The organism is Pseudomonas sp. PB3P13 (assembly GCF_054897735.1).
The window spans coordinates 4,804,797-4,825,491 of the sequence record NZ_CM142702.1 but is presented as its reverse complement, the minus strand read 5'-3'; the positions used below and the strand labels follow the sequence as shown (position 1 = coordinate 4,825,491).

Here is a 20,695-nt window from a genome sequence, read left to right as displayed (position 1 = left end):
GCCTGCTGACTCTATGCGAATGCGCCTTATGTTACTGGGCGGCGGAAATGCCCTTGGGCAGGCGCTGATTCGCCTCGGTGCGGAGGAAGACATCGGCTTCCTCGCCCCCCGCCCGCCGCAAGACGGCTGGGATGCCGCGAGCCTCACGCAATTGCTCGACGACACCCGTCCGGACGCGTTGATCAACCTCGCCTACTACTTCGACTGGTTCCAGGCCGAAGCGGTCAGCGAACAACGTCTGGCCGGGCAGGAACGCGCGGTCGAGCGTCTGGCCGAATTGTGCCAGCATCACAACATCGTTCTGTTGCAACCGTCGAGCTATCGCGTTTTCGACGGCTCCCGCGCGACTGCCTACAGCGAAAAAGACGAACCGGTGCCGCTGGGGCAACGTGGTCAGGCCTTGTGGCGGATCGAACAAAGCGTGCGCGCGACGTGCCCGCAGCATGTGCTGCTGCGCTTCGGCTGGCTGCTCGATGACAGCCCCGACGGCACTCTTGGACGCTTTCTCGCCCGCGCGGAAAATCCTGAAGAATTGCTGATGGCCGATGATCGTCGCGGCAATCCGACGCCGGTTGACGACGCGGCGCGAGTGATCATTTCGGTGCTCAAGCAACTCGATTGCGCGGCGCCGTTGTGGGGCACTTACCACTACGCCGGGCACGAAGCGACCACGCCGCTGGCACTCGGTCAGGCGATCATCACCGAAGCCCGCGCGTTGCATGCGCTGGCCATCGAAGCGCCGACCGCACAGGCCCACGCCGCGCGCCCGGACGCTGCCGAGGAACCGCAACATGCGGTGCTGGCCTGCAAGAAAATCCTCCACACTTTCGGGATCAAGCCGCGCGCCTGGCGGGCGGCGTTACCGGGTTTGCTGGACCGTTTCTATCGCCACGGCTGAGAGCCCGATGCCGGCACTGTGGAGTGTCGGCCGGGCGCTGTTGCAGGAAACGATCAGGAGATTGCAAGCGCCTCAGAACTTGTAGCCCAGACCCACCATGTAGATGAACGGATCAACATCCACATTGACCTTGGCGCGGGTGCCCGGGGCCACCGCGTTGTTTTCCACGGTGGCTTGGGTGTCGATGTCGATGTAGCGCACTTGGGCGTTGAGCATGATCCTGTCAGTGATCATGTAGTCAGCGCCAACCTGAAACGCCATACCCCATGAGTTTTTTGCCTTGAAGTTGCTGAAGCCGTTGGCCTGCGCTGCGCTGCCAACGTGTTCGTCGTAGATCCAGGTGTAGTTGATGCCGGCACCGACGTAAGGCTGGAACGCAGACTTGCCATCCCGCGGGTAGTACACAACGCTCAAGGTTGGTGGCAGGTGTTTCAGCGTGCCGAGTTTGCCGTTTGCCGCGCCCAGTGCGGTGCCTTTGAGCTTCACGTCGTGCTCGAACGGCGAGGCGGCGAGCAGCTCGATCCCCCAGTTGCTGGTGAACATGTAAGCGAAGTTCAGGCCCAGTTGCGTGTCGCTGCTCATGGTCGCCTTACCGCCCAGATCCGCCCCTTTGAGCGGACCCTGATCGACCTTGACGCTGGAGCTGTCGGCTTTCGGGTTGACGGTGATCGCACCGGCGCGAACCAGGATGTCACCCGCCTCGTGGGCATGGGCGAGCGGGGCTGCGAGCGCGAGCGCAATGAGCGAGGTGCAGAGCTTGGACGTGTGCATGGGGGCTCCAAAGGACGTAAAAAATTCGATGTCCAATGGTAAGGCGCCTAAGTATTCGGTCCTTTGACGCAGCTCAAAGAAACGGTGATCGGTTTGATTCTGCGGTGATGATCGATACAGAACCACCGGTTTTCACTCCGGCAATTCATACGCATAAATCTTGTCCGCCGCCATCTGATACCCGGCATCCGCCAGTTCACTGGTCGACGGTTTGACCTGCATCGCGCCTTCGATCCAGTACGGCTGATACAACTCATCGAGTTTCACCCCGACTTCGCTTTTCACATGCACGATCTGGTTCGACGGCGGTGGCGGCACGTGAATGCAGGCGCCGAAATACGGCACCAGCAGGAACTCCGTGGTACGACCTTCCTCACTCACTTCCAGCGGCACGATATAGCCCGGCAGACGAATGTTCTGTCCGTCGAGGGTTTTCACCACCGGCGCATTCGGCATGTCCTGTTTGGCCGCGGGCGCCGCTTCGGCGGCCAGTGCGTCGCTCATCTGGGACATGTCGTGCAGTGGCGTCATGTTCGGCACTTCCGGCATGGCGTCGGGCGGGATCATTTCCGACCAGGTCAGCTCTTTCGGCTCGGCCGCCCACAGTGGCAGGGCGACCAGCATCAACAGCGCAAGTACGGCGCGGGGCATCATTAACGTCCTCATAGTCGGATCGACAGGCCATCGGCCAGGGATTGGCGATACGCGCGCCACGCCGGCACGCTGCCCATCAGCAGGGCGGCGACAAGAATGCCACCGAGTAGCGTCCATTCATATTCGCTTGGCCAGGCCAGCGGCAGATACAGGCCGTAGTTGGCCTGCACGTAACCCTGCGCGAGGGCGATGCCGACGTAAAGCAGGGCGATGCCCGCGATCACGCCGGACAGCGCCAACGCAAATGCCTCGAGCACCAGCAAGGTTGCGATGTGCCACGGCCGCGCGCCCACCGAACGCAGAATCGCCATCTCGCGACGCCGTTCGTTGAGGCTGGTGAGAATCGCCGTCAACATGCCGATCAACCCCGTCAGCACAACAAACAGCGAGACCACGAACAAGGCTTTTTCCGCCGTGCTCATCAGGCTCCACAGTTCCTGCAGCGCCACGCCGGGAAGGATCGCCAGCATCGGTTCACCCCGGAATTCATTAATCTCGCGCTGCAGGGCGAAGGTCGAAATCTTGCTGTTGAGGCCGAGCATGAACGCGGTGATCGCTTGCGGCGTCAGGTCCATGTTGCGGGCCTGATCGGCGCTGATTCGTCCGGTGCCGCGTGCGGGCACACCGTTATGCCAGTCGACGTGAATCGCTTCCATGCCGCCGAGGCTGATGTGCAACGTGCGATCCACCGGGGTGCCGGTGCGCTTGAGAATGCCGACCACGGTGAACGGTTTATCGTCGTGCTTGACCAGGCTGATGACCGCCACACCATGGGCCAGTACCAGTTTCTCGCCGAGTGTGTAATGCAGCGCTTCGGCCACTTCAGCACCGAGCACCACTTCGAAAGGGTCGCTGGCGAACGCGCGACCGTCGGCCAAAGCCAGGTGTTGTTGCCGGCCGTATTGGTAATGCTCGAAATAGGCTTGCGTGGTGCCCATCACCCTGTAACCGCGATGGGAATCGCCGAGGGACATCGGGATCGCCCACTTCACTTTCGGATTGTTGGCGAAGTGCTCGAAGCTGTCCCAGCGAATGTTGTTGGTGGCGTTGCCAATGCGGAACACCGAGTACAGCAGCAGGTTGACCGAACCGGAGCGCGCGCCGACGATCAGGTCGGTGCCGCTGATGGTGCTGGCAAAACTGGCCTTGGCTTCCGTGCGCACCCGCTCCACCGCCAGCAGCAGGCAGACCGACAGGGCAATGGCGAGGGCAGTAAGGATCGCGGTAAAGCGGCGGTTAGCCAGGCTGGCCATGGCTAGACGAAACAAATACATCTCAGACCTCGGACGGGGTGGCGGCGCGATTGAGTTCAGCCAGCGACAGGTTGCGATCGAACAGCGGCGCGAGGCTCTGGTCATGGCTGACGAACAACAGGCTCGAACCCGCCTCGCGGCATTCGGCGAACAGCAGGCGAATAAAGTTTTCGCGGGCATCGTAGTCGAGCGCCGACGTCGGTTCGTCGGCGATCACCAGTTCCGGTTGACCGATCAACGCGCGAGCCGCGGCGACCCTTTGCTGCTGGCCGATGGACAGCGAGTCGGCGCGGCGACCGAGCAGGTTTTGATCCTTCAGGCCAAGGTGGGCGAGCAGGGTGGCGGCGGCCTGATCGACACTGCCGTGGCGCTGGATCGCCCGTTCTGCGCGCAATCCGGAAAAGTGGCACGGCAATTCGACATTCTCGCGCACCGAGAGAAAGGGCAGCAGGTTGAATTGCTGGAAGATGTAGCCGGTGTGATCGACCCGAAATCGATCGCGCGCGCCGGCCTTTAGCTCAGTCAGTTCCTGGCCGAGCAGGCGAATGCTGCCGCGATCCGGCTTCTGCACGCCGCCGAGCAAACCGAGCAGGGTGGTCTTGCCGCTGCCGCTGGGGCCTTTGAGGAACAGGGTTTCGCCGGGTTCCAGACGAAAGGCCGGGATGTCCAGCAGTGGCGGGTGACCGGGCCAACTGAAGCTCAGGTCGGACAGTTCGATGAGTGCTTGGGTCATGGCGCCGATTTCATTGGTTAGTTGCGGGTCGCAATTTCAAATTCAACACTTTCCCCCTGTGGGAGCGAGCTTGCTCGCGAGTAGGCCCTGACATTCAACAGCGCTGTCGGCTGGCACACCGCTATCGCGAGCAAGCTCGGTCCCCACAGGGGTTTTTCGGCGTGATCAGAATTTCAGGGCGCCAGCCTTGGCCGTCACTTCAACGCCTTGCTGGCCGCTCGGGCTGATCAGTTGTACCTGAATCTTCCGGGTTGCCGGGAACGTGTTGAAAATATTCGCCAGTTCCAGCGTCTTCAGCGCGCCGGGCGCTGCACATTTGAACTGGTAGTGCGCATGAATTTCGCTGTGATCGTGGTGATGCTCTTCCCTGGCGTCATCGTCGTGATGATCATCGGCATCGGCTTTGTCACCGAACAATGGGCTCTCCAGTTCCTGAGTGACCACCACGCAACCGGCGGCTTTTGGCAAATTGAACAGGGTCAGCGGCTTCTCCAGCTGCGCACGGACGGCAACCACTTTCGCCTTGTCGGCGTCGGTGGTAGCGGCGTGTTCGAAGCCCACCAGGTTCATCGCCGGGCTTTCCAGCTCCAGTTCCAGGGTCTGGCCATCCAGCGCCGCGTTCAAACGACCGACGCCATGCTCGTGGGCGGCGAGGCTGCCGTGTTCATGATCGTGGTCATGTTCTTCAGCCGCGTGAGCAACGGCCAGCGGCAGCAGGGCGAACGGCAAAGCGAGCAACAGACGGCGCATGGCGAGTCTCCGGGAAGTCAGGTGAAAAATCTGTTATGTAATCTTATAACGAAAGTGCGGAGAGTGTGACCGTCTGCTTGGCGTTGCACAAGTCCCGTGGGAGCATGCAGGTCAGAAATGTGCAGGAGCAGGCTCATGTTGCGTATACGCGGAAGCATCGGCGAGTGGCCGGTGGATTTGACTTTGGAGATGGATGATCAGGACTGGGCGCGGCTTGGCGCGCAGTGGCAGGTCAGCGAAACCGAAGAAGTCAGCGCCCCGGCGGCCAGACCGCAAAATCAGGACGATGCGCTGTGGCAGGTCGCCAGGGACTTGCTGCGCAAGGCCGGGCAGTTGAGCGGGCCGGATTTGATGGAGCAGCTGGAGGGATTGACGGGCAGTGCAGCCTCCGGAAAACGTCTGTTGGTGCGCTTGCGCCATTGTGCGGATGTGAAGGTCTCGAGTGGCGGCGATACGCCGCTGTACAGCTGGGTCGAATGATTTCACATAATAAAATCAAAGGATCGCAGCGTGCCGCAGCTCCTACATGGAAATGAGTTCACTGGAGGAGCTGCGGCACGCTGCGATCTGTTGATCCTCAATACAACGCAGCAAACAACTTGCGACGGTACGTGGTCACCAGCGGATGGTCATTGCCCAGCAGCTCAAACACCTGCAGCAACGTCTTGTGCGGCAAGCCTTCGTTGTAACTGCGATTACGCACGAAGAGCTTGAGCAGTGCATCCAGCGCAGCGTCGTATTGCTGACGCGCCAGCTGCTGGATCGCCAACTGATACACCGCTTCGTCGTCCTGCGGATTTTTCGCCAGGCGCGCTTTCAGGTCGGCGGCATCGGGCAAATCCCTGGCCTGGCCCAAAAACTGAATCTGCGCCTTGGCGCCGGCCAGTGCAGCCTTGTGCTCATCGCTTTTCACCGTGTCGAGCACGGTTTGCGCTTCGCCCAGTTCGCCGCGTTCGGTCAGGCAGCGGGCGTACAGAATCAGCGCCTTGGCGTTGGTGTTGTCCTCCCCCAGCAGCACGGTCAACACGGCTTCAGCATCGGCAAAACGGCTGTCATCGAACAGAGCCTGAGCCTGCTCGAACGGATCGGCCGCTGCCGGTGGCGGCATCTGCACGTGCGGTTCGAGCATCGTGCGCACAGCGGACTCCGGCTGCGCACCGGCAAAACCGTCCACCGGCTGGCCGTCCTTGAACAGCACTACGGTGGGCAGACTGCGAATGCCGAAACGGGCGACGATGTCGGGTTCCAGATCGCAATTGACCTTGGCCAGCAGCAACTCCCCTTGATAGCTCTCGGCGATGGTCTGCAGCATGGGCATCAGCACCTTGCATGGCGCGCACCATTCGGCCCAGAAATCCACCAGCACTGGTTTGTGGAAAGAGTTCTCGATCACCGATTGGTCGAAGTCGGCGGTCGTGGCGTCGAAAATGTACGGCGTTTCCTGACTCATGGGGGATCTCTTGGAAGCGTTGATGCGGTCACTATAAGGGCTGGCGTAAAAGATCGCAGCCTTCGGCAGCTCCTACAAGATCGGGTTTGCGCGCGCACCCCGTGAAACGCATCCGCTCGGTTCAAACGCTACCGGCGTAGGAGCTGCCGCAGGCTGCGATCTTTGGCGGTTTCAAAAGCGCCGCGCGTGATACAGGCTCACATGCCGAAACTCTTCAGGCTCGGCCAGATCCGGCAGTGTCATCGCTTCCAGCATTTCAATGCGTCGATACAACGGATGACGAAAATCCCTCACCCGCGAATCCGCCACCAGCGCCTCGCGACCCCGACTCAAAAACTCGTCGAGCAGCGGCAGATTCGCCCGGTCGTATAACACGTCCGCCACGAGGATCAGGTCAAATCGATCCGCCTCGGCAAAAAAGTCCGTCGAGTAACTGAGTTCCACACCATTGAGTTCGGCATTGGCCCGGCAGGAAGCAATCGCCAATGGGTCCAGGTCGCACGCCACCACTTCCAGCGCGCCGGCCTTCACGGCGGCAATGCCCGCGACACCGGAACCTGCGCCAAAATCCAGCACGCGTTTGCCTTTGACCCATTCCGGAAAATGCGCGAGATAACGGGCGACGGCCAGGCCGCTGGCCCAACAAAAACTCCAGTAAGGCGGCTCATGCAGAATCCGCCGGGTTTCTTCCGCACTGAAGGCGCGGTCCATGTTGTCGCCGTCGATCAGCCAGAGTTTCAGCTCGGTGCCCGGCAACTCGCAGGGCACCAGTTGGGCATCGCCCAGCAATTCACTCAACGCCTGTTGCAGGTCGAGCGGTGCATTCATGGTGCTTTGACGAATTGCAGTTGCCCCACCGCCTGGGTCGTCGGCTGAGTGATGACTTGCGACGGCAGGTGCAGGATCAATTGGCCGGACTGGCTGGCGCGGCCCCGCAGTTCAACGCGGGCACCGGCCGGGAACGACTGCGGATTAAAGCGCAGGCGAAACGGCAGTATCTGATTGGTGCCGATCAGGCTGGAACTGGCGAGCAATTGCTGCGGGCGGTCCTGACTGTCGATCACCAGCAGCGCCAGCTCGACTTCGGCGCCGGGCGGCACACCTTGCAAAGTGCCGCTCAACTCACGCTGATGCGCGGGCAACGGGCCGAGGTCGGCGGCCTCCCTGGCTTTTTTCTGCGCCTGCTGAGGCGCTGGGCCGGGCTTGGGCGGTTGCGGTTCGGTCTTGGGAGCATCACTGCTACAGGCCACCAGCAGGCTGAAAAGACTGAGCAAAACAAGCGGGCGTAACGACATGGGCAGCTCCAGCAGGGTAAATCCATCTATAGGCCGTCTGTATACCGCAAACCCTATGGCTTGTCTTGCCACCGGGATGCGCTACCATGGCCCTCCCTTTTTTTGTTGCCTGCCACCATGCACTGTCCCTTCTGCGGTGCCAACGACACCAAGGTCATCGACTCGCGTCTGGTCGCCGAGGGCGAACAGGTGCGCCGCCGGCGCGAATGCCTGGCCTGCGGCGAACGTTTCACGACGTTCGAGACTGCCGAACTGGTGTTGCCGCGCCTGATCAAAACCGACGGCAGCCGCCAGCCGTTCGACGAAGAAAAACTCCGCGCCGGCATGCAGCGTGCGCTGGAAAAGCGCCCGGTGAGTGTCGAACGCCTCGAATCGTCGCTGGTGCACATCAAACACAAACTGCGTGCCACCGGCGAGCGCGAGGTCAAATCCCTCGTGGTCGGTGAACTGGTGATGGCCGAGCTGCAGAAGCTCGATGAAGTTGCCTACATTCGTTTCGCCTCCGTGTATCGACGCTTTCAGGACCTTAACGAGTTCCGCGAAGAGATCGATCGCCTGGCCCGTGAGCCGGTGAAAGAATGACCATCCCCGCCGAACAAGCCATCCTCGACGCCCATTACATGGCCCGCGCCCTTGAACTCGCGCGCATGGGGCATTACACGACGCACCCAAACCCGCGTGTCGGTTGCGTGATCGTGCGCGACGGGCAGATTGTCGGCGAAGGTTGGCACGAACGCGCCGGTGAACCTCACGCTGAAGTCCACGCGCTGCGTGCCGCGGGCGACAAGGCGCGAGGTGCCACGGCCTACGTGACGCTCGAACCGTGCAGCCATCACGGTCGCACGCCACCCTGTGCCGATGCGCTGGTGAATGCCGGGGTCGCCCGTGTGGTCGCTGCCATGCAAGACCCCAATCCTGAAGTCGCCGGGCGTGGCCTGCAGCGCTTGTTCCAGGCCGGCATCGCCACCGAGAGCGGCGTGCTGGAAGGCGAGGCGCGCAAACTCAACCAAGGTTTTCTCAAGCGTATGGAACACGGCTTGCCGTTCGTGCGGGTGAAGTTGGCCATGAGTCTCGACGGCCGTACGGCAATGGAAAGCGGCGAAAGCCAATGGATCACCGGCCCGGCGGCACGTTCGGCGGTGCAGCGCCTGCGCGCCCAGGCCAGCGTTGTGCTCACCGGCGCCGACACGGTGCTGGCAGACAACGCCCGGTTGACCGTGCGCGCGGATGAATTGGGTCTGGATGCCGAACAAACCGCGCTGGCCATGAGTCGACCGCCGCTGCGCGTGTTGATCGACGGCCGCCTGCGCGTACCGCTGGATGCACCGTTTTTCAAAGCGGGTCCGGCGCTCGTCGCCACCTGCATGGCCATTGAAGAACAATACGCCAATGGTCCGGAATGCCTGATCGTGGCCGGCGACGATGGCCAGGTTGACCTGCGCAAGCTGTTGGTCGAACTCGCTCATCGCGGCGTCAACGAGGTGCTGGTCGAAGCCGGTCCGCGTCTCGCCGGTGCTTTCGCTCAGCAAGGCCTTGTGGACGAATTCCAGATATTCATTGCCGGCAAGTTTCTCGGCTCTTCGGCCCGGCCGCTGCTGGACTGGCCGCTGGCGCAGATGAAGGACGCGCCCGAACTCAAAATCACCGAAATCCGCGCGGTTGGCGATGACTGGCGAGTCACTGCCGTTGCTTCGTCGGTGCCCTGCGTATAATTCCCGGCCTGCGCCACGCGACGGCCCTGTTCTCAAGGAGAACTCCATGTTTACCGGCATCATCGAATCCATCGGCAGTATTCGTGCATTGACCCCAAAAGGCGGAGATGTGCGAGTCCACGTAGAAACCGGCAAGCTCGATTTGAGCGACGTCAAACTGGGCGACAGCATCGCGGTCAACGGCGTTTGCCTGACGGCGGTCGAGCTGCCGGGCAATGGTTTCGCGGCGGACGTCAGTCGCGAAACCCTCGACTGCACCGCGATGAACGATTTGAAAAGCGGCAGCCCGGTCAACCTCGAAAAAGCCCTGACCCCGACCACTCGCCTTGGCGGGCATCTGGTGAGCGGTCACGTTGATGGCGTCGGCGAAGTGGTGACTCGCACCGAGAATGCGCGTGCGGTGGAGTTCCGCATTCGTGCGCCGAAGGAACTGGCCAGGTACATCGCCCATAAAGGCTCGATCACCGTCGACGGCACCAGCCTGACCGTGAACGCAGTCGATGGCGCCGAGTTCCTGCTGACGATCATTCCGCACACCCTCAGCGAAACCATCATGGCGTCCTACCAGCCGGGCCGTCGGGTCAACCTGGAAGTCGACTTGCTGGCGCGTTATCTGGAGCGCCTGCTGCTGGGCGACAAGGCCGCAGAACCGGCAAAGTCTGGCAACATTACTGAAAGCTTTCTGGCCCAAAACGGCTACCTCAAATCCTGAAGCTCAAATTTCGAAAGAAGGGGGGTGCCTTGTGGCGCTCAATAGCATCGAAGAACTGGTTGAAGACATCCGCCAAGGCAAGATGGTCATCCTCATGGATGACGAAGACCGCGAGAACGAAGGCGACCTGATCATGGCCGCCGAGTGCTGCCAGGCCGAGCACATCAACTTCATGGCCAAGCATGCCCGTGGCCTGATCTGCATGCCGATGAGCCGCGAGCGCTGCGAATTGTTGAAGCTGCCGCTGATGGCGCCGCGCAACGGTTCCGGGTTCGGCACCAAGTTCACCGTGTCGATTGAAGCCGCCACCGGCGTCACCACCGGCATCTCCGCGGCCGACCGTGCGCGCACCGTGCAAGCGGCCGCCGCGAAGGATGCCAGGGCTGAAGACATCGTCAGCCCCGGCCATATTTTCCCGCTGATGGCCCAGGCCGGCGGCACCCTCGCACGGGCTGGCCACACTGAAGCAGCCTGCGACCTGGCGCGCATGGCCGGTTTCGAGTCGAGCGGGGTGATCTGCGAAGTGATGAACGACGACGGCACCATGTCCCGGCGCGCCGAGCTTGAGGCTTTTGCGGCCGAGCACAACATCAAGATCGGCACCATCGCCGACCTGATTCACTACCGGATGATCCACGAACGTACCGTTCAGCGGATTGCCGAACAGCCGCTGGACAGCGAACTGGGCCAGTTCAACCTGGTGACCTATCGTGATTCCGTGGAGGGCGACGTGCACATGGCCCTGACCCTGGGCAACGTGTGCGCGGAAGAACCAACGCTGGTGCGCGTGCACAACATGGACCCGCTGCGCGATCTGCTGATGGTCAGGCAACCGGGTCGCTGGAGCCTGCGTGCGGCCATGGCCGCGGTCGCCGAAGCCGGTAGCGGCGTGGTGTTGCTGCTCGGTCACCCGCTCGATGGTGACGTGTTGCTGGCACATATCCGCGAAACGGCGGACCACGCGCCGGTGAAAAAGCCGACCACCTACAGCATCGTCGGTGCCGGTTCGCAGATTCTTCGCGACCTGGGTGTGCGCAAAATGCGCCTGATGAGTGCGCCGATGAAATTTAATGCGATATCCGGTTTCGATCTGGAAGTTGTAGAATACGTGCCCTCCGAATAAATACCGGCTGTTTGCGGCGCTCTATTCGCGGTTCAAATATCACTGAGGGATGCGTAGAAAACGCGTCCCGGCTCTTTAAGAGATCTAACGAATGACCCTGAAGACCATCGAAGGTACCTTCATCGCCCCTCAAGGCCGCTACGCTCTGGTAGTGGGCCGTTTCAACAGTTTCGTGGTTGAAAGCCTGGTCAGCGGTGCAGTTGATGCCCTGGTTCGCCATGGCGTGAGCGAAAGCGATATCACCATCATCCGCGCGCCTGGCGCCTTCGAAATCCCGCTGGTTGCGCAGAAAGTCGCTCAGAAAGGCGAGTTTGCAGCCATCATCGCGCTGGGCGCGGTCATTCGTGGCGGAACTCCGCACTTCGAATACGTGGCAGGCGAGTGCACCAAGGGCCTGGCGCAGGTCTCCATGGAGTTTGGCGTGCCCGTCGCATTCGGCGTGCTGACCGTTGATTCCATTGAACAAGCCATCGAACGTTCCGGCACCAAGGCCGGCAACAAAGGTGCTGAAGCTGCCCTGTCCGCACTGGAAATGGTCAGCCTGCTGGCGCAGTTGGAGGCCAAGTGATTAACGACGACAGCGATCGTTTCAACCCGCGCGATCCAAAGCCTGCGGACGCCGGCAAGCCATCGAAAAGCGTCAAGCGTCGCGAAGCCCGTCAGCTCGCGACTCAGGCGCTGTACCAATGGCACATGGCCAAGCAGTCGCTGAACGAGATCGAAGCGCAGTTCCGGGTTGATAACGATTTCAGCGATGTCGATGGCGCCTACTTCCGCGAGATCCTTCACGGGGTTCCTGCGCAGAAGGACAAGATCGATGCCGCGCTCAAGCCTTGCCTGGACCTGACCATCGAGGAACTGGACCCGGTTGAACTGGCCGTGCTGCGCTTGTCGACCTGGGAACTGCTCGAACGTGTCGATGTGCCGTACCGCGTTGTGATCAACGAAGGTATCGAATTGGCCAAAGTGTTCGGTTCCACCGACGGCCACAAGTTCGTCAACGGTGTTCTGGACAAGCTGGCCCCGCGTCTGCGTGAAGCTGAAGTGAAGGCGTTCAAGCGCTGATCGGCGCTTGAATTCCTTTTCTCGGCCATGGGCGAGTTTGAGCTGATCCGCGATTTCTTCGCCGCCGCGCCTTGTGCGCAGGGCGGCGAGGGCGTTGCGTTGGGGATCGGCGATGACTGCGCCTTGCTGGCTGTTCCCACCGGGGAGCAGTTGGCGGTTTCCACCGACACACTCGTGGCCGGTGTGCATTTCGCAGACCCTTGCGATCCGTTTCTGCTCGGCCAGCGCTCGCTGGCTGTGGCTGTCAGTGATCTGGCGGCCATGGGCGCAACGCCTGTCGCCTTTACCCTTGCCCTGACTTTGCCGACGGTGACCGCCGATTGGCTGCAAGCGTATGCCCGCGGTTTGAACCTGATGGCGCAACGGTGCGGTGTGGCGCTGGTGGGCGGTGATACCACACGCGGTCCATTGAGCCTGACCATGACGGTGTTCGGTCGGGTGCCCAGTGGGCTGGCGCTGACGCGCAGCGGTGCGCAACCCGGGGATCTGCTGTGTGTCGGCGGTGAGTTGGGTAACGCCGCCGGTGCTTTGCCGCTGGTGCTGGGCCAGCGCTCGGCTGAAGCGGCGATCACCGAGCCGCTGCTGGCGCATTACTGGTCGCCCCAGCCGCAACTCGGCCTCGGCCAGGCGCTGCGTGGCAGGGCGACGGCGGCGCTGGACATCTCTGACGGCCTGCTCGCTGACTGCGGCCACATCGCGCTGGCATCGCAGGTCGGCATTCAAGTTGAACGTGACCGATTACCGCTGTCGAAGGCTTTAGTGGCTCTCCTCGGCCAGCCCGGCGCAGAAGCAGCGGCGTTGAGTGGCGGCGACGATTACGTGCTGGCGTTCAGCTTACCGTCCGTCGAGTTATCGTCACTGATGGCAGATGGCTGGCCAATCCACGTGGTCGGGCGCGTCGTGGCGGGGCAGGGCGTTGTCCTGCTGGATGCTCGCGGACAGCACATCACCCCGCAAATCCGGGGCTATCAACATTTTCGGGAGACACCGTGACAGATCATCCCAATCAGGTCCCTGCGGAATTCGTACCGCCGTCCGTGTGGCGCAACCCGTGGCATTTCATCGCCTTCGGCTTTGGCTCGGGCACCTTGCCCAAGGCACCGGGCACCTGGGGCTCGTTAGTTGCGCTACCCTTTATCCCGTTATGGCAGATGTTGCCCGATTGGGGTTATTGGCTGATGCTGGGCATCACCATGCTGTTCGGCTTCTGGCTGTGCGGCAAAGTGGCCGACGATCTGCGGGTACACGACCACGAAGGCATCGTCTGGGACGAAATGGTCGGAATGTGGATCACCCTGTGGCTGGTGCCGGAAGGATGGTACTGGTTGCTCGCGGGTTTTGTGGTATTCCGCTTTTTCGACATTCTCAAACCGTGGCCGATTCACTGGATCGATCGACACGTGCACGGTGGCGTCGGGATCATGCTCGACGATGTGTTGGCCGGGGTATTTGCATGGGCGGCGATGCAAGGGCTGGTGTGGATTTTCGCCTGACGGGCGATTCAGAGGACTGATTCGGGGGACTAAGGATGGCTCGACGCTGGCTGGCAGGGATGCTTTTCGCGATGCTCGGCTCGCTCGCCCTCGCGGCAGAAACGCCGATGCCGTCAGTGATCCATCTGGCCAGTGAAGACTGGGAGGATTACACCGCTGCGGACGGGCGTGGGCTGGGCTGGGACGTGTTACGTCAGGTTTTCGAGCCGGCCGGTGTGAAACTCGATATTCGTACCGTCCCTTACACGCGCTCCATCGGCCTGGCGCAACGCGGCGAAGTGGATGCCTGCGTAGGCGCGTATCACGATGAGGTCAGCGATCTGTTATACCCGCGCTGGAATTTCGATACCGATCACATCTACGCGTTGGGGCTGGCGAGCAGTCCGGTGCCAACCCGGGAGACAGTGGGCAATTATCGATTGGCCTGGGTCCGCGGTTATGACTATCAGGACTACTTGCCGAACGTTACTCGATACAACGAAGTCGTGCGGCGCACCGGGATTCTGTCGATGCTGACGCATGATCGCGCCGATTACTACATCGATGCGCTGAGTGAAATTGAGTTTATTGTCCGCGGTGCCATGGATCCGACCCGGTTCCGTCGGACGCACATCACCGAATTGCCCCTCTACCTGTGCTTTGCCAACACGCCTAACGCGCGAAAGTTAATGGCGCTGTTCGACGAACGAATGGAGCACCTGGTGAAAAGCGGCGAGCTGAAGCCGATTTTCAAGCGCTGGAAACAGCCTTACCCGTTTGATGCCGAGTGAACACGTCCTTGCAGCTGGCGCAGCCTGCGTCCGCAGGCAGCGCGAGTTGCTACGGGGGCTTGCACGGTCGTTGTGATCCGGATTTTTGATCGTTATGCCCCACAATTCAGCCTAAGCGTCTGTAGGAACCTGCTGTTACAATGCCGCCTCTGTGAATCTATAGACCAGGAGCACACCGGTGCCTGTCGTTTTTGTCGCCGCTTCCAAGCTGCCCACGCCTTTTGCGCAATTCACCATGCACGGCTTCCTCGATGAGGAGAGCGGGCGCGAGCACGTGGTTCTGAGCCTCGGTGAATTCGGCGATGGTGCTCCGGTACTCGGCCGCCTGCATTCCGAATGCCTGACTGGCGATGCCTTGTTCAGCCAGCGTTGCGATTGTGGTTCACAGCTTGAAGCCGCCCTTCAGGCGATAGCTCGCGAAGGCCGGGGCGTGTTGCTGTATTTGCGTCAGGAAGGCCGTGGCATTGGCCTGCTGAACAAGATCCGTGCGTATGAATTGCAGGATGGCGGCGCCGATACCGTCGAAGCCAACGAGCGTTTGGGCTTTGCCGCCGATCAGCGTGATTACGCCATGTGTCTGCCGATGTTGCAGCATTTGGAGGTCAAATCCCTGCGTCTGATGACCAACAACCCGCGCAAGGTCAAAGCGCTGACCGACATGGGCATCGTCGTTGCCGAGCGCGTGCCGTTGCACACCGGCCACAATCCGCACAACAAACTGTACCTGGCGACCAAGGCCAGCAAGCTCGACCACATGATGGGCAACGAGCATCAGGGCGAGGTAGACCGCGCGTGACTCGCGGTCAGGTGCGGCGGCGACTGTCCGTCAGTTGGTGGCAATACCTCGCGCTGGCGTTGTTGCCGTTGTTCGTGATCAACGGTGTATTCGGTCAGAGCGAGGCGATATTGCCGGTGTTGGCCATGCCGATGTTCATTGCCGGTGTGGCTTCGATGTTTGTCAGCCTGAAGTTTTTTGGCGGCTATAAACACGGCCTGATCGCCACGCAAAAAGCCCTCGACACCCCTGAAGAACCTGCCGCCTGGATCGCTTTGGCCGCCAAACGCCGCGCGGCGTTTATCGCTGCTGGCCTTCCGGCGTGGATCGGCGCCCTCGCGGTGTTTGTCGGCCTGGAAGCGGTGCCGCTGATGCTGCTGGCGTTGTCCACCGCCGTGCTGTTTTACCTCTACCGTATCCCGCGTCAACTCGCTTGATGCACCGTGCATGGCTGGCGGTTTTGCTGCTGGCCTTGAGTGCTTCGGCGCATGCCGTTGAGCGGGTCGTCAGCCTGGCGCCGTCTCTCTCCGAAATTGTTGTCGAGCTGGATTCTGCTGATTTGCTGGTGGGCGTGCTGGATGCCGGCGAGCGTCCCGAGAAACTCAAAGGCCTGCCATCGGTTGGCCGGTACGGTCAGCTGGACATGGAACAACTGCTCAGTCTGCGGCCGGATTTGCTGCTGTTGTGGCCCGACAGTGTCGGTCCGGCCCAGCGTGAGCAGCTCAAGCGTTTGAACATTCCCATCTACGTCGCCGAACCGCACAACCTCGAACAGTTGGCCGCACACATCGAAGCGATTGCCGAGCAACTTGGCCGTGCCGAACGTGGCATTTCTTTGGCTGCAGATTTGCGTCAGCGTCTCGGTTCATTGCGTGAGCGCTATCGGCGCGATCAGCCTTTGCGGGTGTTTTATCAGGTCTGGGATCGGCCCCTATACACCATCGGCGGGGGGCAGATCATCAGTGATGCGTTGCACGTGTGCGGCGCGCGCAATGTGTTTGCCGACCTGACACTGCCCGCGCCACAGGTCAGCGTCGAGGCAGTGCTGCAGCGTAATCCCGAGGTGATCCTTGCCAGCGATGAGGTGCAACTCGATGCGTGGAAGGTGTGGCCGCAAGTGGCGGCTGTTCGGCAGGGGCAATTGCTCATGGTCACCGATAAAGGCCTCGAACGGCCGAGCGGGCAGATGATTGAAGCGACTGCCAGACTCTGTCACCTCATCCAGCCTGATCGCTGACCTGTGGCGAGGGGGCTGAGTCGCTTTTTAGATCTGCGGCGTCCACGTGACCCCGAACATCCACGTCCGTCCTTCCTCGCGATACCCGTACTGACTGCCATCATGGCTGTACAACGCCCGGCTATAACCTTTGTCCAGAACGTTATCGACCCTCAGATCAAGCTTGATCTCGCGATTCAGTTCCCAGCTGCTGCGCAACCCGAGCAGTGCATAACCGCCCAGCGGCTGTTGGTTGAGTTCATCGTCATAGCTGCTGCTGACCGCTTGCCAGCTCGCGCCGAGCCCGAGGCGGTCGAACTGCCGATCCAGGTCCCAACTCAATGTCCGCCGCGCACGACGCGCCAGGGTATGCCCGCTGTCACGGTCGCGCGGGTCGATGATCGCCACGCCGAGGTTGCTTTGCCATCCGGAAAGCTCTTGCTTCAATGCCGCTTCGAAACCGTTGATCCGGGCTGAGGCAACATTCTGCGGACGCGAGTTACTGCCAAAAATGATCGCGTCCTGCAAGTCTGTGCGGTACAGCGATGCTTCAAGACGACTGCCTTCAGTCAGTTGGCTGCGCCATTGCAACTCATAGCTTTTCGAGGTTTCAGGCTTAAGGTCCGGGTTGCTGAAATCCGGGTAATACAGATCATTGAAAGTCGGTGCGCGGAAGCCCTCGCTGTAGCTCAACAAAACATCGTTGTCGGGATTCAACGGCAGGGTGAAGGTGCCGCTCCAACTGTTCTGACCGCCGAACTGTTGATTCTGGTCGCGGCGTAAACCCAGCTCCGTGGAGAAGCTGTCCGCCTGATAACGATGCTGAATGAACGCCGCGCGGTTCCAGCGACTGTCTTCGTCAAACGCGGTGCTGCTATTGACCCGGTCCTCATACCAGTCGCCACCCATCATCAGGCTGTTGCGCGCGTCGAGCGTCAGGTCGTTCTGCCAGTTCACGGAGTCGCGGTAGGTGTTGAATACACTGCGCTCGTCACTGAGCTTGTCGAAGGTTTCTTCACGGTTTTCACTGTGACCGAATTCGAGGCGGGTTTTCCAGCGGTCGTTGATCCGGGCGTCAACGTAACTGCTCAGGCCGCTGACCGTGAAGTCGTTGTACGGCTGCTGCTGAACCGATTCGAAGGTGTCCATGTCGAAGCGGCCAAATGGATTGTCGAAGGCGTTTTTGCCACGGTTATCCAGCAGGTTTGCGCCGATTTCGATGTCATCGGTGAGGGCGTGGCTCAGGCTCAGGCTCAACGATTTGTTGCGGTATTCATCGTGATCCTTGTCGCTGGGGTATGACTGATGAGTACGGTCGATGCCGGCGGTTTCATCAAGGCTGGCACCAAGGTTGAAACGGGTTTTGTCGTCGCCGCCGGACAAGCCGAGGCTGCGTTCCCAGGTCTGGTTGCTGCCCCAGCCGACATGCAAGCGTGGCTGCAGGCCCTGCTCGTCGCCACGACGGGTGAAAATCTGGATGACTCCGCCAATCGCATCACTGCCATAAATCACCGAGCGAGAGCCGCGCAGCACTTCCACGCGCTCGACCTGCTCGATGTTGATGTGCTGCAGATTGCTGTCCCCGGAAGTCGAGTTGCCGATGCGTTGACCGTCCACCAGCACCAGGCTTTGCGCCGATTTGGTTCCGCGAATGTAGATCCCCGGCAAACTGCCGCGCCCACCGGTTTGACCAATTTGCACGCCGGGTACGCGGCGCAACAGATCAGTGACGCTGGCCGGTTGCAGGCGATCAATGTCTTCGCGGGTGAACACGGTGTTGGCGGCGCTGCTGTCGTTGCGGGCTTCGACCTGGCGGTTGGCGCTGATCAACACGTCAGGCAGCTTGAGTGCTTGGTCGCGTTCGAAGGTGTCGGCGAGCGCGGCGCCGGTGGGCAGCAGCGCGAGCGAAAGGGCGAGGGGGCAGAGTTTCATCGGCAGTCCATCGGCAGTGTGAAGCGAATACATGTTCGACGGTTATACAAAGCCAATGTGGGAGCGAGCTTGCTCGCGATGACGGTGTGTCAGTCAATGAATATGTCGACTGTCAGACTGCCATCGCGAGCAAGCTCACTCCCACAGGGTTTGGTAGGTGTCTTCAGATGTTGAGCAGTTGCATCCGCTCGCGCACCGAGGCCTCGATCCCGGCCTCATCCAGCCCGCACTCGGCCAGCATCTGCGCAGGCTTGGCGTGCTCGACATAGCTGTCCGGCAGGCCCAGGTGCAGCATCGACTTGAGGATGTTCTCGCGGGCAAGGAACTCGCTGACAGCGCCACCGGCACCGCCCATGATCGCGTTCTCTTCGATGGTCACCAGCAGCTCATGGCTGCCGGCAATGCCACGAACCAGCGCCTCGTCGAGCGGCTTGACGAAGCGCATGTCGACCACGGTCGCGTCCAGCGTCTCGGCGACTTTCAGTGCTTCGGTCAGCTGCACGCCGAATACCAGCAAAGCCACACTTTTACCCTGACGGCGGACGACGCCTTTGCCGATTTCTATCGGTTGCAGCTCTTTTTCGATGGTTGCGTTCGGGCCATTACCGCGCGGATAACGCACCGCCGCCGGGCCGTCGTAGAGGTGGCCGGTGGTGAGCATTTTGCGCAACTCGTTTTCATCGCTCGGCGTCATCACCAGCATGCCGGGGATGCAGCGCAGGTACGACAGATCGAAACTGCCCGCGTGCGTCGGGCCGTCTTCGCCCACCAGACCGGCGCGGTCGATGGCAAACAGTACGTCCAGGTGTTGCACCGCGACGTCATGAACCAACTGGTCGTAACCGCGTTGCAGAAAAGTGGAGTAGATCGCGACCACCGGTTTTGCGCCTTCGCAGGCCATGCCGGCGGCCAGTGTCACGGCGTGTTGCTCGGCAATCGCCACGTCAAAATAGCGCTGCGGGAAGCGTTCGCTGAAGGCCACCAGATCGGAGCCCTCTTTCATCGCCGGGGTGATGCCGACCAAACGCGAGTCGGCTTCGGCCATGTCGCACAGCCATTGACCAAACACGCCGGAATACTTCGGCCCACTGGCCGTTTTCGGCGCAGCCGGTGCATCGACGGGTTCAAGTTTGGTGATGGCGTGGTAAACGATCGGGTCGACTTCCGCCGGGGCGAAGCCTTTGCCTTTTTTGGTTACAACGTGCAGAAATTGCGGGCCTTTAAGATCGCGCATGTTGCGCAGGGTGGCGATCAGGGTCGGCAGATCATGGCCATCAATCGGGCCGATGTAGTTCCAGCCCAGCTCTTCGAACAACGTGCCGGGCACCAGCATGCCTTTGGCGTACTCTTCGGTGCGACGGGCGATTTCCCAGGCGCCGGGCAGACGCGAGAGAACCTTTTTACTGCCTTCGCGCATGCTCGCGTAGGTGCGGCTGGAGAGAATCTTCGCCAGATAGTTCGACAGCCCGCCAACGTTGCGCGAGATCGACATGTCGTTGTCGTTGAGGATCACCAGCATGTTGGCGTTGACCTCCGGCGCATGGTTCAGCGCCTCGAAAGCCATGCCGGCGGTCAATGCTCCGTCGCCGATCACGGCGATCGCCTTGCGTTCACTGTTCTGCAGACGGGCGGCGATGGCCATGCCCAGCGCTGCGCTGATCGAGGTACTGGAGTGGCCGACGCCAAAGGTGTCGTATTCGCTCTCGGAGCGACGCGGGAAGGCGGCGACGCCGCCCTTCTGGCGCAAAGTGCCCATGCGCTCGCGGCGACCCGTCAGGATTTTGTGCGGGTAGGCCTGATGACCCACGTCCCACACCAGCCGGTCGTCCGGGGTGTCGAAGACGTAATGCAACGCGATGGTCAGCTCGATGACGCCCAGGCCGGCACCGAAATGCCCACCGGTCTGACCGACCGTATAGAGCAGTTCCAGGCGCAATTCATCGGCCAGGGTTTCCAGCTCGGCTTCGCCTAACCGGCGTAGCCCGTCCGGCGTATCGGCACGGTCGAGCAGGGGCGTGGTCGGGCGCTTGCGGGGAATCTCATGAAACGTCGTGGGCATCAGGCGAATCGTTATAGGTATAAAAGATGCGGCA

General features: G+C 61.2%; 24 protein-coding genes. 14 read left to right on the top strand and 10 right to left on the bottom strand.

Annotated elements, in window-relative coordinates; all coding sequences use genetic code 11:
* Positions 1–13 precede the first annotated feature (13 nt).
* A complete protein-coding gene (locus tag ACYZT1_RS22270) occupies positions 14–898 on the top strand; it encodes a sugar nucleotide-binding protein (RefSeq protein WP_462016742.1) in 885 nt (294 codons plus the stop codon).
* Between the two features lie 72 nt (positions 899–970).
* On the opposite strand, the gene ACYZT1_RS22265 is transcribed toward ACYZT1_RS22270, so the two are convergent.
* The 5 genes from ACYZT1_RS22265 to ACYZT1_RS22245 all read right to left on the bottom strand — a co-directional run bounded on the left by ACYZT1_RS22265 (position 971) and on the right by ACYZT1_RS22245 (position 5,059).
* Positions 971–1,669 carry an OmpW/AlkL family protein gene (locus ACYZT1_RS22265; RefSeq protein ID WP_462016741.1) on the bottom strand — a complete coding sequence of 233 codons (699 nt, stop codon included), beginning with the start codon at positions 1,667–1,669 and terminating at the stop codon, positions 971–973.
* A 132-nt stretch (positions 1,670–1,801) separates the two neighbouring features.
* Complete coding sequence (locus tag ACYZT1_RS22260; protein ID WP_462016740.1) at positions 1,802–2,320, bottom strand: DUF3299 domain-containing protein; 519 nt, start codon at positions 2,318–2,320, stop codon at positions 1,802–1,804.
* 11 nt (positions 2,321–2,331) lie between these two features.
* Positions 2,332–3,597 (bottom strand): ABC transporter permease, encoded by a 1,266-nt coding sequence (locus ACYZT1_RS22255; RefSeq protein ID WP_462016739.1) that lies wholly within the window; start codon positions 3,595–3,597, stop codon positions 2,332–2,334.
* Position 3,598: 1 nt separating this feature from the next.
* Positions 3,599–4,309, bottom strand: coding sequence for an ABC transporter ATP-binding protein (locus tag ACYZT1_RS22250; protein ID WP_462016738.1), 711 nt, complete (start codon positions 4,307–4,309; stop codon positions 3,599–3,601).
* A gap of 165 nt (positions 4,310–4,474) precedes the next feature.
* Positions 4,475–5,059 (bottom strand): DUF2796 domain-containing protein, encoded by a 585-nt coding sequence (locus ACYZT1_RS22245; protein WP_462016737.1) that lies wholly within the window; start codon positions 5,057–5,059, stop codon positions 4,475–4,477.
* A 135-nt stretch (positions 5,060–5,194) separates the two neighbouring features.
* Between ACYZT1_RS22245 and ACYZT1_RS22240 the strand changes: the two genes are divergently transcribed.
* The gene (locus tag ACYZT1_RS22240; protein ID WP_462016736.1) at positions 5,195–5,539 is read left to right on the top strand and encodes a hypothetical protein; all 345 of its coding nucleotides are present in this window, start codon (positions 5,195–5,197) and stop codon (positions 5,537–5,539) included.
* 97 nt (positions 5,540–5,636) lie between these two features.
* Here the strand turns inward: ACYZT1_RS22240 and trxA are convergent, their stop codons facing one another.
* The 3 genes from trxA to ACYZT1_RS22225 all read right to left on the bottom strand — a co-directional run bounded on the left by trxA (position 5,637) and on the right by ACYZT1_RS22225 (position 7,804).
* Complete coding sequence (gene trxA / locus ACYZT1_RS22235) at positions 5,637–6,509, bottom strand: thioredoxin (RefSeq protein ID WP_462016735.1); 873 nt, start codon at positions 6,507–6,509, stop codon at positions 5,637–5,639.
* A 171-nt stretch (positions 6,510–6,680) separates the two neighbouring features.
* Positions 6,681–7,337 carry a class I SAM-dependent methyltransferase gene (locus tag ACYZT1_RS22230; RefSeq protein WP_462016734.1) on the bottom strand — a complete coding sequence of 219 codons (657 nt, stop codon included), beginning with the start codon at positions 7,335–7,337 and terminating at the stop codon, positions 6,681–6,683.
* The gene (locus ACYZT1_RS22225) at positions 7,334–7,804 is read right to left on the bottom strand and encodes a YbaY family lipoprotein (protein ID WP_462016733.1); all 471 of its coding nucleotides are present in this window, start codon (positions 7,802–7,804) and stop codon (positions 7,334–7,336) included. Before ACYZT1_RS22225 ends, ACYZT1_RS22230 begins: the two co-directional genes overlap by 4 nt.
* Positions 7,805–7,921: 117 nt before the next feature.
* Between ACYZT1_RS22225 and nrdR the strand changes: the two genes are divergently transcribed.
* The 12 genes from nrdR (at position 7,922) to ACYZT1_RS22165 (ending at position 16,691) form a co-directional block, all read left to right on the top strand.
* Entirely contained in the window at positions 7,922–8,386 is a 465-nt protein-coding gene (nrdR, locus tag ACYZT1_RS22220) for a transcriptional regulator NrdR (protein WP_003228656.1), read from the top strand.
* Positions 8,383–9,516, top strand: coding sequence for a bifunctional diaminohydroxyphosphoribosylaminopyrimidine deaminase/5-amino-6-(5-phosphoribosylamino)uracil reductase RibD (ribD, locus tag ACYZT1_RS22215; RefSeq protein ID WP_462016732.1), 1,134 nt, complete (start codon positions 8,383–8,385; stop codon positions 9,514–9,516). Before nrdR ends, ribD begins: the two co-directional genes overlap by 4 nt.
* 46 nt (positions 9,517–9,562) lie before the next feature.
* On the top strand, positions 9,563–10,228 hold the full coding sequence (locus ACYZT1_RS22210) for a riboflavin synthase (protein WP_462016731.1): 666 nt from the start codon (positions 9,563–9,565) through the stop codon (positions 10,226–10,228).
* 31 nt (positions 10,229–10,259) lie between these two features.
* Entirely contained in the window at positions 10,260–11,351 is a 1,092-nt protein-coding gene (gene ribBA / locus ACYZT1_RS22205) for a bifunctional 3,4-dihydroxy-2-butanone-4-phosphate synthase/GTP cyclohydrolase II (RefSeq protein ID WP_462016730.1), read from the top strand.
* A gap of 91 nt (positions 11,352–11,442) precedes the next feature.
* Positions 11,443–11,919, top strand: coding sequence for a 6,7-dimethyl-8-ribityllumazine synthase (ribH, locus tag ACYZT1_RS22200; RefSeq protein ID WP_028624323.1), 477 nt, complete (start codon positions 11,443–11,445; stop codon positions 11,917–11,919).
* A complete protein-coding gene (gene nusB / locus ACYZT1_RS22195) occupies positions 11,916–12,416 on the top strand; it encodes a transcription antitermination factor NusB (protein WP_462016729.1) in 501 nt (166 codons plus the stop codon). Before ribH ends, nusB begins: the two co-directional genes overlap by 4 nt.
* A gap of 27 nt (positions 12,417–12,443) precedes the next feature.
* Entirely contained in the window at positions 12,444–13,409 is a 966-nt protein-coding gene (gene thiL / locus ACYZT1_RS22190) for a thiamine-phosphate kinase (RefSeq protein ID WP_462016728.1), read from the top strand.
* Complete coding sequence (locus ACYZT1_RS22185; protein ID WP_150583072.1) at positions 13,406–13,909, top strand: phosphatidylglycerophosphatase A family protein; 504 nt, start codon at positions 13,406–13,408, stop codon at positions 13,907–13,909. Before thiL ends, ACYZT1_RS22185 begins: the two co-directional genes overlap by 4 nt.
* Before the next feature lie 35 nt (positions 13,910–13,944).
* Positions 13,945–14,679 carry a substrate-binding periplasmic protein gene (locus tag ACYZT1_RS22180; RefSeq protein WP_462016727.1) on the top strand — a complete coding sequence of 245 codons (735 nt, stop codon included), beginning with the start codon at positions 13,945–13,947 and terminating at the stop codon, positions 14,677–14,679.
* Between the two features lie 178 nt (positions 14,680–14,857).
* Positions 14,858–15,475: a GTP cyclohydrolase II gene (gene ribA / locus ACYZT1_RS22175; protein ID WP_462016726.1), complete on the top strand. Its 618-nt coding sequence runs from the start codon at positions 14,858–14,860 to the stop codon at positions 15,473–15,475.
* Entirely contained in the window at positions 15,472–15,891 is a 420-nt protein-coding gene (locus ACYZT1_RS22170) for an MFS transporter (protein WP_462016725.1), read from the top strand. Before ribA ends, ACYZT1_RS22170 begins: the two co-directional genes overlap by 4 nt.
* Positions 15,891–16,691 (top strand): cobalamin-binding protein, encoded by an 801-nt coding sequence (locus ACYZT1_RS22165; RefSeq protein ID WP_462016724.1) that lies wholly within the window; start codon positions 15,891–15,893, stop codon positions 16,689–16,691. The genes ACYZT1_RS22170 and ACYZT1_RS22165 overlap by 1 nt, the downstream gene beginning before the upstream one ends.
* 27 nt (positions 16,692–16,718) lie before the next feature.
* Here the strand turns inward: ACYZT1_RS22165 and ACYZT1_RS22160 are convergent, their stop codons facing one another.
* Together ACYZT1_RS22160 and dxs are read right to left on the bottom strand one after the other, a co-directional pair.
* A complete protein-coding gene (locus ACYZT1_RS22160) occupies positions 16,719–18,602 on the bottom strand; it encodes a TonB-dependent receptor domain-containing protein (RefSeq protein ID WP_462016723.1) in 1,884 nt (627 codons plus the stop codon).
* A gap of 163 nt (positions 18,603–18,765) precedes the next feature.
* Complete coding sequence (dxs, locus tag ACYZT1_RS22155) at positions 18,766–20,661, bottom strand: 1-deoxy-D-xylulose-5-phosphate synthase (protein WP_462016722.1); 1,896 nt, start codon at positions 20,659–20,661, stop codon at positions 18,766–18,768.
* Positions 20,662–20,695 lie beyond the last annotated feature (34 nt).